At 53.8% G+C, this 12,816-nt stretch carries 9 protein-coding genes; 3 read left to right on the plus strand and 6 right to left on the minus strand.

The features are described from left to right. Nucleotides 1–716 precede the first annotated feature (716 nt). Entirely contained in the window at nt 717–932 is a 216-nt protein-coding gene (locus tag ACLHIL_RS03580; protein ID WP_411296574.1) for a DUF3073 domain-containing protein, read from the plus strand. Nucleotides 933–1,538: 606 nt separating this feature from the next. Here the strand turns inward: ACLHIL_RS03580 and ACLHIL_RS03585 are convergent. The 5 genes from ACLHIL_RS03585 to ACLHIL_RS03605 all read right to left on the minus strand — a co-directional run bounded on the left by ACLHIL_RS03585 (nt 1,539) and on the right by ACLHIL_RS03605 (nt 8,271). Then, nucleotides 1,539–3,251 carry an RNB domain-containing ribonuclease gene (locus tag ACLHIL_RS03585; protein ID WP_411296575.1) on the minus strand — a complete coding sequence of 571 codons (1,713 nt, stop codon included), beginning with the start codon at nt 3,249–3,251 and terminating at the stop codon, nt 1,539–1,541. A 5-nt stretch (nt 3,252–3,256) separates the two neighbouring features. Next, a complete protein-coding gene (locus ACLHIL_RS03590) occupies nt 3,257–3,634 on the minus strand; it encodes a sterol carrier family protein (protein WP_411296576.1) in 378 nt (125 codons plus the stop codon). 188 nt (nt 3,635–3,822) lie between these two features. Continuing rightward, on the minus strand, nt 3,823–5,160 hold the full coding sequence (gene gdhA, locus ACLHIL_RS03595) for an NADP-specific glutamate dehydrogenase (protein WP_411296577.1): 1,338 nt from the start codon (nt 5,158–5,160) through the stop codon (nt 3,823–3,825). Between the two features lie 103 nt (nt 5,161–5,263). After that, on the minus strand, nt 5,264–6,148 hold the full coding sequence (locus tag ACLHIL_RS03600; RefSeq protein WP_411296578.1) for a phosphoribosylaminoimidazolesuccinocarboxamide synthase: 885 nt from the start codon (nt 6,146–6,148) through the stop codon (nt 5,264–5,266). Between the two features lie 263 nt (nt 6,149–6,411). Continuing rightward, entirely contained in the window at nt 6,412–8,271 is a 1,860-nt protein-coding gene (locus ACLHIL_RS03605; RefSeq protein WP_411296579.1) for a phosphoenolpyruvate carboxykinase (GTP), read from the minus strand. A gap of 278 nt (nt 8,272–8,549) precedes the next feature. On the opposite strand from ACLHIL_RS03605, the gene ACLHIL_RS03610 reads away from it, so the two are divergent. Then, nucleotides 8,550–9,605, plus strand: coding sequence for a hypothetical protein (locus ACLHIL_RS03610; RefSeq protein WP_411296580.1), 1,056 nt, complete (start codon nt 8,550–8,552; stop codon nt 9,603–9,605). Between the two features lie 337 nt (nt 9,606–9,942). On the opposite strand, the gene ACLHIL_RS03615 is transcribed toward ACLHIL_RS03610, so the two are convergent. Further along, on the minus strand, nt 9,943–11,238 hold the full coding sequence (locus ACLHIL_RS03615) for an adenylosuccinate synthase (protein ID WP_411296581.1): 1,296 nt from the start codon (nt 11,236–11,238) through the stop codon (nt 9,943–9,945). A gap of 716 nt (nt 11,239–11,954) precedes the next feature. On the opposite strand from ACLHIL_RS03615, the gene ACLHIL_RS03620 reads away from it, so the two are divergent. Continuing rightward, nucleotides 11,955–12,590 carry a hypothetical protein gene (locus ACLHIL_RS03620; protein ID WP_411296582.1) on the plus strand — a complete coding sequence of 212 codons (636 nt, stop codon included), beginning with the start codon at nt 11,955–11,957 and terminating at the stop codon, nt 12,588–12,590. The last annotated feature ends 226 nt before the right edge of the window (nt 12,591–12,816 follow it).

Consider the following 12,816-nt stretch of genomic DNA (forward strand, 5'->3'; position numbering starts at 1 on the left):
ATGCACGCGATCACATTCAGCTATGACCTAAATGATACGTATTCTCATATAGGTCACTCAGTTCAGTGAACGTGCTGCAGCATCGTCTCACACCAACGGTACGAACAAAGTTCACCCAAGCACGAAAACGATGCATTACCCGAAACCTTATATGTGAAACACGACAAACGAAAGTACCGCACCGAGATAGCTCCCAAGAGGGTGCTATTCCACCGTCAAAATGGACGATAAGTAGAACATTCACCTACGACCAGCATTTATATAGCTACTCTCTCATTCACGCGGAAATCGCGCATATAGGCTCTGACCTGCTCTTTTAGTTTTAGATGCACGGATAGCGAACTCCGAATTTTTAGCACATCACACAGCTAGCATCACCCAAATACCCTCTACCCCATTCGCCGGAATTCGTTAATAGTGAACACTCCCGCATGTCGCTCGCTCACATAGTGACACATCCCGTGCAGGCCTCTCATACTGAATCCACAACTTTACTTGCCATATCAAGCATTCATATTCGCACTACAGATCTAGTTCGCACAGGTATCGCCCACAATATCTCTACGACGTGATCTGCCTAATGCCATCACCCTTCTCACGACGTAGAGATTACCTATCGATTCAGGGTAAACTAGATCCCACGAACCATTAGAAGTATGAGTGGAGCCGCACGGATGTGCCTGCTCCGAGACGAGTTGAGGGGGGTCGAGCCAAATATGGGGCGCGGCCGTCAAAGAGCCAAGCAACGCAAGGTTGCACGTAACCTGAAGTACTACAGTCCCGAGACGGACTATGCCGCACTGGAGCGGGAGTTAGTCGGCGGGTCAGAACCGGAGTACGAGGCTGACGACGAATTCGACAAGTGGGCTGATTATGATCCAGACGCCGAATTCGATCCCGATGCCTACGAAATCCCACCTGCCACGGACTAAATCCACAGCTCGGTATTCGAAGCGTCTGTCGCCCCAGTCCCCCTGGGGCGATTTGTCGCGCCCAGAAAGGCACTAGAGCTAAGCTAAATCTGGGGTTAAAGGTCAAAATCTGCCACTTATACGCTGCCCTGTAACCCATAAGCTGATTGCGGATCCTCGCCTGTTCCCGCCGTTCTTCCTTGATACATACTGCTGGTAATAACCAGCCATTTGCCATCCATAACGTCACCCGCCCCTACAACCACCTATCACCTACTGGGGAAACCTGGATCACTGACGGCTTTGTGCGAGTGAGAAATATTTTTCCGAACAGATCTACCCTCAGATTCACATATTCTGCAACCCCTCGTAGATTTCCATAACGAGAGTACCCATTTCGAGCACCAGCTCCGCTACCTCAACATCTCTCACGGATTTGCTACAAGCAGGACAGCATTGCTTCACCAGGCAAAGCGCGTTAGGCAAGCAGATACGTCACTACCAGGGAAAACAGCCACGGTGCGTTACATTCCCGATCAATCACACACAACAGCCCAACAGAAAGCTGCTACACAACCGTGATTAACGCCCGGAAACCTAATTCATGCCCAGGAGTCTTTAGCGATCCTAGCGGTCCTTCTTCTCAATAGAAACAAGATCGAAAACGGCTTCATTATCCGCATCGATATGGCTCAGACGCACACGCACGCGATTACCCGACTCCACCTCAGCACTGTGGATCTCCGCGCTCACTGCTGGCTCATCAATTATGACCGTCCCGCGTCCTCCATGCGACACCTCAACCACAGTGCCCGCAAATATCTCATCCTCGCGACCGCGCAAAGCTAGCGCCTCCACAACAGATATTGCTCGCCGCTCACAACGCCCAGCCCGTGCCGTATCGGCAGCCATAATCGCCGGCAGTAACGGTAGCGCCTCCCTGATCCACACTGGTATCTCACTCCCAGCGCACAAACACCGGCACACTTCTAAGCCAAAACGATCAACCAGCCGACGAAGCGGAGCAGTGACATGCGCATAAGGAGCAGCAATCGCAGCGTGTTCTAAACAATGCTGCTGGTGCGAGCTATCTCCACCAGCGCTTTCACCAGAGGCTCCTGAGCCATTAATGCTCTCGCCATTATCCTCAGCGCTACCCTCACTGGCCGTTCCCATCAGGCTCGACGCATTCACCGCCTCATCTGCTTTCGTTGCTTCCATAGAGTCAGCGGATTGCATTGACTCTGCCGCCCGGCTGGCACACTCCACGACATCCGATACACATGCCCGATCAGCAGATTTTTCAGCGCCATTTTCTCCGTCTTCCCCAGCTAGCGCACGGTATCCAGCGCCACGGAATAACTTGACGGCTGCATGCAAGAAAGCCAATACTGCCGGCGAATCCGGGTGTACGGAACGCACAAAATCCGGATACGACGTATCCGCATCCCACGTCAGCCCCAAAGCGGCGGCTACACGCCGCAACCGGCGTACATCACGCGGATCTGCTGGCGGCAACGTGCGAATAATGCCCACATTCGCCTCGCACATCATCTGCGCAGCAGCCATTCCCGTCATAATCGAAATCTGCGAATTCCATTGCTCAACATCAGTGAGTTCCCGAAATTCTAGCCGCAGTTCATCCCCCTGACGTTCCACGCGTTGCTCGGGTAGATTCAGCGAAATTCCTCCTCGCCGCGCCTCGCACTCTTGGCGCAACCGACCGATAATCCCTAGCAGCTCAGGTAAATCCGCTGGAACCTCCGCTGGTAAGACCGCATGCCCGTCGTATGCGCATTGGACTTGCTCATAACTCAGTTGAGCACGCGAGCGCACTCGGGCCAGTTCAACGTGAGTGCTGAGCACCTGACCATCAGTATCAACCTCAAAAGTCCACAGATATGCGGGGCGATCTTCCCCTGGCAGCAGCGACGCCGCGTGTGTGGATAACACCTCCGGGTGCAAGGGGATAATGCGATCTGGTAAATAAACCGTTGTTCCCCGCTCCCGCGTCTCCCGATCCAGTGGACCATCCGGAGTCATGAAAAGCCCCACCGCAGCAATCGCATAGATCACCCGCATACCGTGATCCGTGCGAGCTAATGCCACTGCCTGATCGAGATCACGCGAGCCCTCTGGATCAATTGTGACCAGTGGGATATCCGTCCGGCACGGTAACTCCTGCCATTGTGGGATACCACATTGTGCCGCACGTTCGGCCTCACGACGAGCATCGGCACTAAAATCCGCCGGTATCCCCGTATCCGCTATAATTTTCTGAATAAAAGGGTCAATAGCTTCAATGGGGACCCGATGAGGGCTAATACGCCGTTGCCGCATCGTGCTTACTCCTTATCCTGGACGAGACTACCCTCGCCAGCTAACGTGAAAAGTGGAAGGTACTGGCTAATATCTGCCCGCGTTCCGGAATAGGAAATCCGCTTAGGATCTATCGTCATCCCTAAGACCGCCGCCAGCCACGTATCCACATCAATTTCAACGACGTTCGGTGGCGTACCTCGGGTATGTATTGGGCCGGCAATTGCTTGAACAGCCCCCACCCAAGGAATCCGAATTTCAACTGAGCGACCTGGATAGCGATGAGCAAATTCTTCCAGCGCAAAACGTGCGGCGATTTTCTTCTCCGGTTCATCAAGAGAACCAGTACGCGCATAGACTGCCAACAGTTCGCGAGCAGCCGGTGCGTCAATGCGTCGTCTCATATCGCCATTCTATGCAGATATGCGCGGGCGGCGGGTTGAAGTAACCCGCCGCCCCATCTGTTTCTCGCTAAGCTAAGGCGCAAAATCGCCAGGCTTAACGGCACAGCGTTTTAGTTGTGGCGCCGCCGCTTGCCTGAATCGCCAGATCCTAACATCCGCAGATCTTCGATCTTTCGGCGCGGCACACTTTAGATAATGCCCTGCTCCAGCATGGCATCTGCCACTTTCATGAATCCAGCCGCATTCGCACCGACGAGGTAATTCCCCGGCACACCTAGCTCCTGCGCGGTTGACAAGCAGGTTGAGTGAATGTCCAGCATGATCTCATCAAGTTTCTGCTCCACAGTCTCGAAGCTCCATGCCTGCAAAGACGCATTCTGCTGCATTTCCAGCGCCGAGGTAGCCACACCACCAGCATTGGCTGCCTTACCCGGAGCGTAAAGCAGATTTGCAGCTTGGGCGATTTCAATTGCCCCCGGAGTCAACGGCATATTTGCCCCTTCGGCAATCAGTTTGACCCCGTTGGCGATCATCTCGCGCACATCATTGGCGTCAACCTCATTCTGGGTCGCACATGGCAGCGCAAGATCCGCTGGGATCCCCCAGACCTTCGCATCGGGGCGGAATTGCGCGTTCGAGCGCAGCTCAGCGTATTCACTGACGCGACCGCGGCGTACTTCCTTGATGTCCTTCAACAGCTCCACGTCAATACCGTCGGGATCATAAACGGCACCGGAAGAATCCGAGATAGAAACGGCAATACCGCCTTCTTTCTGCACCTTCTCAATGGCGTAAATGGCTACATTTCCCGCACCGGAAACCAGGACTCTCTTGCCAGCGATGGAATCATCCCGCGTGCCCAGCATTGCCTTAGTGAAAGTCACCAGACCATATCCAGTCGCTTCCGTCCGGCACAAGGAACCACCCCAACCGATACGCTTGCCGGTCAACACACCAGCTTCATTGCGATGCACGAGACGCTTGTACTGGCCAAATAGATAGCCGATTTCTCGGGCACCAACCCCAATATCGCCAGCCGGCACGTCAATATCAGCGCCGATATGCTTCGACAGCTCCATCATGAATGCCTGGCAGAAGCGCATGACTTCATTATCCGTCTTGCCATGCGGATCGAAATCCGATCCACCTTTGCCACCACCGATTCCCTGACCAGTCAGCGCATTCTTGAAAATCTGTTCGAATCCCAAGAATTTAATGACGGAAAGCGTCACCGAGGGGTGGAAACGCAAGCCACCCTTGTATGGACCAAGCGTGGAGTTGAACTGAATACGATACCCGCGGTTAACCCGCACTTTATTCTGATCGTCCTGCCAGGCAACCCGGAACATAATCTGCCGTTCCGGTTCGATGATTCGCTCCAGAATCGCGGCTTCCTGGTAATCTGTGCGCTCCAGCAACAGCGGTTCAACGCTTTCAATCACCTCTCGCACAGCCTGCTGAAATTCTGGCTGCGTCGGGTTGCGCTTGAGAGCTTCTTCATAGATTCGTTCTAACCGGGAATCCATACGCTTCTCCTTGTCTTATTCGTCCATAGCAGTGCTAAGAACACTTATGGGGACATTGTGGCACACTCAAGCATGCCCTGATCTGATCGCCGCCGAATAGCAATCAGCACAATTTTTCACGCACGAAAGCGTAACGCTCCGCCATTTCCGCAAGAACATCCTCGGCCACAACCGGAGCTGCTCCCCCGTGGGTCCAGGCGGAAACATCTTCACTAATGGCCTTGCGCAGATAATCCTTACCGAACACGCGCGGCACACCACAATCAACTTCGGATTTTAACCAATAGGTTGCTGAATCTGGCGTGAAGGCTTGATCTGCGAGAACATACTCCTCATCGCCTTCATCTGCCGATGATCCAAACTCCAATTTACATTCCGCGATAACTAATCCGCGTTCCGCACTGATTTCATTGGCCCGACGATACAGTTCCACTGATAATGAGCTCAGGCGACGAGCTTGATTCACCCCCAGCAATCGCTGTGCTTGAACCGGAGAGATGATCTGATCGTCAGCGCCAACTGCCCCTTTTACCGCTGGGATGAACACTGGCTTGGGCAGTTGTTGCCCAATCTCCAGCCCCTCAGGTTGGGCAATTCCACCGATAGTCTGCGCACATTGATATTCTTCAGCGACGCTTTCCGTCACATATCCGACGACGCTACATTCAACTGGAAACATCCGCAATCGACGCACAATCATTGCCCGCCCAGCAACTTCCGATGGCACATTGAGGGATAGATAATGCGTGGGAACAATGTCAGCTAATTGGTCAAACCACCAGGCGGCAATATCTGTCAGCAAGATACCTTTGCCAGGAATTGTTGCCGGTAGCACGCGATCATGAACAGAGATCCGATCCGAGGCAACAAACATCATCGTTTCACTACCGCTATACGCGGGCGCTCCGGCGGGAAGGTATATGTCGTGTACTTTGCCGGTATAAATGCGCGTCCAGTTCGGAATAGTCAGAAACGATGGCGAACTCATGACGCCTGTTCTCCTTCGTTGAGGCTACAGGGGCGTACTTCCATTTTAGCGCGAAACCCACGGATTCCACACTGTGAACTGAGGACATCCAGTTGGTGGACGCCATATTGAACGATCCATCATTTCATCGATTGCTCAATCAGTAATGCTCGGGACTAAAATATGGCAATGACGCGAGGAGGGCGCGACGTGAAACGTCGCACCCTCCCTCAGCGTTACAGGCAATAGCCTGCACGTATATCGCCTCTTATCAGCGTCAAAACTTACTTCGCAGCCTCAATGCGCTCGCGCAACTTGGCCAACTGTTCGGTGATCTCGGCCGGAAGCTTATCGCCGAACTGGGTAAAGTACTCTTCCGTCAGATCGGCTTCGGTTGCCCATGCTGCCGGATCAATCTCGAAGAGCTTCTCCCATACTTCGTCACTCAGATCAAGACCCTCAACATTGAAGTCTTCCTTCTTGGGGTACAAGCCGGTGACGCCTTCAACGGCCTCAACCTCGCCCGATGCGCGACGAACGATCCAGTCCAGAACGCGGGAGTTATCGCCATAGCCCGGCCACATGAACTTGCCGTTCTCGTCCTTACGGAACCAGTTAACCTGGTAGACCTTCGGGAACTTATCGCCCAGCTCCTTCTGCATCTCAATCCAGTGACCCCAGTAGTCGGCCATGTTGTAGCCGCAGAAGGGAAGCATTGCGAACGGATCGTGACGCAGAGAGCCAACTGCACCTTCGGCTGCAGCCGTCTGCTCAGAAGCCACCGAAGCACCGATGAATACACCATGTGCCGGCTCGTACTGCTCAGCAACAAGCGGAACGTTGGAGGCGCGACGACCACCGAAGAGGATCGCATCAACCGGAACGCCCTGCGGAGCTTCCCAATCTTCACAGATAATCGGGCACTGCGAGGCCGGAGTGGTGAAGCGGGAGTTCGGGTGGGCAGCCTTCTCGCCAGATTCCGGCGTCCAGTCGTTGCCATGCCAGTCAATCAGATGCTCGGGCACATCGCCGTCGATGCCCTCCCACCACACGTCGCCGTCATCCGTCAACGCAACGTTGGTGAAGATGGTGTTGGCCTTCATGGTTTCCATAGCCATCGGGTTGGTGTCGTAAGAGGTACCCGGGGCAACGCCGAAGAAGCCAGCTTCTGGGTTGATGGCGTACAGGCGACCATCCGGGCCAGGACGCATCCAGGCGATGTCATCGCCGACCGTCTCCACCTTGTAGCCCTCAATGGTGGGCTGGAGCATGGCCAGGTTCGTCTTGCCACAGGCCGAGGGGAAGGCGGCGGTAACGTGGTACTGCTTGCCCGTCTTTTCATCCGTCAGGCGCAGGATGAGCATGTGCTCAGCCATCCAGCCATCGCGGCGAGCCATCGTCGAAGCGATACGCAGCGCGAAGCACTTCTTGCCGAGCAGCGCGTTGCCGCCGTAGCCAGAGCCGTAGGACCAGATCTCGTTCGTCTCGGGGAAGTGGGTGATGTACTTTTCGTCGTTGCACGGCCAGGCAACGTCTTCGCGTTCCTTGCCTTCTGCGTCAACAAGCGGATAGCCCACGGAGTGAACGGCGGGAACCCACACGCGACCTTCACCAATGAGCTTCAGAGCTTCAGCACCCATGCGGGTCATAATGCGCATGTTGACAACGACGTACGGGGAATCCGTAACCTCGATACCGAGCTGGGAGATCGGGCCACCCAATGGACCCATCGAGAACGGAATGACGTACATGGTACGACCGGCCATTGCACCGCGGAATACACCCTTTTCACCAATGAGGGTTTCTTTCATTTCCGCCGGATCGGCCCAGTTATTCGTCGGGCCTGCATCTTCTTCCTTTTCGGAGCAGATGAAGGTACGCGACTCAACGCGAGCAACATCAGACGGCAGCGAGCGAGCCAAGAACGAGTTGGGACGCTTCTCCGGATTCAATCGGGTGAAGATACCCTTCTCAACCATTTCGGTCGTCAGGCGATCCCATTCTTCCTGCGATCCATCTGCCCAGTAAATATCCTTGGGCGTGGTCATGTTGGCAACTTCCGTTACCCATTCGATAAGATCTGCCGGCGCACAATCCGGTGCACCTGCGCGAACGTCCTCAACAGTGAACGTGGTGTTTGTCATCGCATTTCCTCCTAGAGACGGGCGATGTCGAAATCCTTCGCTCCCTATTATTCTGAAGATTTCTGTGAATTTGCTAGGACTATTGACTATTGCGCAATGAGCATAAGAATCATCGGCATAACATCGCGCCAGATGTGCTACAAATCACACCTGAAGCCATGGGAAAATGTCGGAATTCATCGAGAATCGCATCCAATTTTTTCACGGCAATCTACCCATTAGTGCCCTAGCTAGTAACATTAGTGGGGTATTAACTATCAAACACGAGGGTGTTACTCATGAAAAAATGGACACAGCGCAAGAAAGCGGGATTTTTTGCTATTTTAGCCCCGATCGCGTTGCTCCTGAGCGCATGCAACATGGATATGACGATCAAGGTCAATGAAGATGGCTCCGCCTCCGTTGTTATGGACTTCATTGACTCCAAAGGGATGATGAAAGCCGCTGGCATTAAATCCTGTGACGATCTAAAGAAGCAGATGGATACGATGGATTCAGAATCCTCGTCCGTCGATTTCACAATTGACGACATCTCACAGGGCGATACCCTGGGATGCCGATTCTCCTCAGCCTCGGGCGGAAACGTTATTGACGGTGAAACCCTGAAAGAAACCGACGATACCTTTATCCTGGAACTGACTGGATCAGATACCGGCACATCCACGCTCAATGAATCCGATATGAAGATGATGGAATCCATGGGTCTGTCCATGAAGGTCATCGTTGAAATGCCAGGCGATATTATCTCCGCCTCGAATGGTGGCAAGATCGAGGGCAATCGTGCCATCTACTCCGATCCCAATGTCTTTGACAAAGGCATGACAGTAGAGGGATTAAAGGAAGCCGGCGCTCACTCAAACGGCAGCAGCAGCTCCGATGATAAATCAAGCAGCAGCTCTGATGAGTCCAGTAGCTCTGGCGACAAAGACGCAACCACATCTGGCGATGTAACAACCGCCTCCGATTCCGATAGCAGCGGAACCCCGATCTGGGTATGGATTGCTATTGCTGTTGTTGCCGCGGCTGTCGTTGCTGGCGCCCTCTTTGCAATCCTGCGTGGCAAGAAGAAGAACGACGCACCTCTAGCCGCTACTACTTATGGTCAAGGCACTGGCTACCCGACCCCCGGGTACCAGCCCAATACCTACGGTCAGCCCAACTCCTATGGTCAACCGGCGCAGCCACAACCAGGTGCACAGCCTTACGGCCAGGGATATGGTCAGCCTTACGGTCAGCCAACACAGCCCGCGCAGCCGACCATGCCGCCGCAGGCTCCCTACACCCAAGGCGACTACCCCTCTACTCCGCAAGCGCCACAAGGTCCGACGAACTAATCGAACCGAAAGCTGATTGCATAAGGTAAACAGTCCACTAAATGGGGTGGTGCTCATCGCACAGATGAACACCACCCCATTTATATACCCGCATAGATACGGTCACGTATCAGCCGAATCCCCGACGACCGCCTATATAGCGCACACTACAGGATGGACGTCCTCGGCTAACAGCATGCGTGCCCATCCGTACCAGCCGAACTGGTTGGCAACTATTTTTCCGCAGCTATTGTTCGGGCAGGTTTGCGCATGTTCCCTTATACCCTGCAAAGAACATGACATAAGAGCCAACACTACCCCCGTCCCGAAACTGATTTAGAGCACCGCCAAACCCGATTTAAGCGCTTTCAGGAAGCAAGGCGAAACGCGAGATCGTCTGATTGCGCTCTGGCCCCACTCCAATAGCCGAAATCCGGCATCCTGACAATTCTTCAATACGTTTCACATACCCCTGAGCCGTATCAGGGAGCTCGTCGAATGCCGCACACTGCGAAATATCCTCAGACCATCCCGGCAAATATTCGTAGATCGGTTTCGCGTGATGCATATCCGACTGGTTCTCCGGCATATCTTCGACCTGCATCCCATCAATCTCGTATGCCACGCACACCGGAATACGCTCAATTCCCGTTAAGACATCGAGTTTCGTCAAGACGATATCCGTCATTGAATTAACTCGAGTGGCATAGCGAGCCACTACTGCGTCATACCATCCCGTCCGGCGGGGGCGCCCTGTCGTCGTCCCAAATTCATGGCCAACCGTGCGTAGATACTCTCCCGATTTGTCAAGAAGCTCCGTGGGGAACGGTCCTTCTCCGACCCGCGTCACGTAAGCTTTCGCCACCCCAATAACCCGATCAATACGCATCGGCCCAACACCCGAGCCCGAGCACGCCCCAGCAGCCGTACAGGTTGAGGAAGTAACAAAGGGATATGTGCCATGATCGATGTCCAACATGGCCGCCTGACCACCCTCAAAAACAACAGTTTGACCTGCATCTAGCGCTTTATTCAGGAGCGTGGACACATTCGTTACCATCGGCGCTACCCGAGGCGCATACGCCAGTAGCTCCTGAACGATATCCTCCACCACAAAGTGTTCCTCAGCCGGCAACTGGCTGAGCATCTGATTCTTCTGCCGCAGTGCCCCGGTGACTTTCTGCCGCAAAATCGATGGATCAAAGAGATCTTGAATCCGCAAACCAATGCGATTCATCTTGTCAGCATAGGTTGGGCCAATACCCCGCCCCGTCGTGCCAAGTTTGCGCTCACCTAACATCCGCTCGTTCAACGCATCGATGCGTTTGTTATATGAGGGGATAATATGGGCCGACGAGGAAATCTTCAGACGCGAGGTATCCACTCCTCGCCGCTGGAGGTCGCCCAATTCCGCAAAGAGCACCTCCAAATCCACAACCACCCCATTGCCAATCACGGGCGTACATCCTGGCGAGAGGATACCGGCAGGCAAGAGGTGCAAGGCAAAAGTATCACCATCAACAACCACAGTGTGCCCCGCATTATTTCCGCCGTTGTATTTCACAACATAATCAACCCGAGTGCCGAGCTGATCCGATGCTTTTCCTTTGCCTTCATCGCCCCATTGCGCTCCGACGATCACCACTGCTGGCATGACTCATTTTCCTTTACCTATTGACCTACGACGCCCGTGCGGTATTCACGCCGCCGCATGCGCCCCGTTTAGTGTATGAGCCGAGCCCCTATCGGGCAATCATGTGTTCTATCCTGAGATACCCGCACCAAATCGCCCTATATTACTTAAATCCAGCTATTTATATCGGCACAAGCTGCTGGTATCCGGCGCAGGGTCACCGCCGATATTCGCGATTACATTGCCGATATACAAGAAATGACCACTAGATTCGAGCATGTACATTCTTCATATATCAGTTGTATATATAAACTCGCCGATACACGACGTCAACACAAAAAGGGCGATCACATACGCAAATAGGCACGCACAACCACTGCCGATTTTTCGCCGTCTCCTACCCCTATTTCACGCTCTCAGCGCAATAACACAATAGAATATATAGCTTTGCTTAACTCTAAGCTCACCAAGAGAAGAAAATGTGTGCGCCCCAGATCAAGGCGAATCAACCGAGATTAACCCTTACCCCACATACCCGATGTTATTTGCTGAGCCTACCCCAAGTAATAACGTGCCCACCTTAGCTGCGTAGCCTATATAAAAGCTTCTGCTTGCCTATGATTCATCAAAGATGGCCTCCGCCGTAAGACGGATACCGCAGGCACAAGAACCGCCATTTTAGGCGATAAACTGATTCTGAGTTCACCTACTACAGCACGCAAGCAATACGGTAGCTAATGACACGAAGAGAGGCCGATATGGATATACGTCTTCACGACCCGCGCAACACGGCAGTCAACTCACTGTGCACATTCCTGCATTACGCCATGCCTGACGTCATCCGATCTCGACCGGCGCGATTCGTCCTCAAAACGTCGATTCTTGGCACGATGATAGTGGAGAATATTCGCACCTTTGTGCCCTTAGATAATCCCACGCTACACGAGAGTGCCACACCGAAAACGCAGGCCGAATCCCCCGCCCACACTGACAGCGCCACAAACATATCTTCTGCCGAAGCAGGCAAAACAGAATCCGACGTTGCCGACGCCGCATCTACTGCTGCTAGCAGTTCTGCTTCTGCTAACTCCGCCGCCTCTACTGAAACAGCTACAGGCGATACCGTGCTTCACGATACGATGCACGGTCCAACAGTACGGCGTATCGGCAAAGCTATCGAGGCCCATCCCCGCGCCGCAATGGGCGCATTAGCAGCCATGACGGTGGGGAGCATCGGTTTACTGTGCGCCACAGAAAGCGGGATTTTCCGCCGCGGTGAACGCCGGCGGCGCGCGGGAATCCGCGGGGCACATTCCCGCCAGGCACTGCTAGCCGTTGGTCTTACGGTGGCAGCAGACCTTCTCGTCAACTAAAACCTAACCAAAGGTACCGGATACCGGCATTAACGCAATAGCTCGCTAACTAGGCTCGGTGCTTTAACGAGGAAATAGCAGCCATCTAGCGAGAGTATTTATCCCGACGATTCTTATCTAACTACCGTAAACAACACAGCTCACTACTAAGTGCGTATAAAGTGGGGGGGGGGGGGGGGGGGGGGGGTGCGCCCCCCTTTTTTTGTGCGCTGGTCTATTTTCCTTC

Source organism: Trueperella sp. LYQ143 (assembly GCF_046599595.1).
Classification (GTDB): Bacteria; Actinomycetota; Actinomycetes; order Actinomycetales; family Actinomycetaceae; genus Trueperella.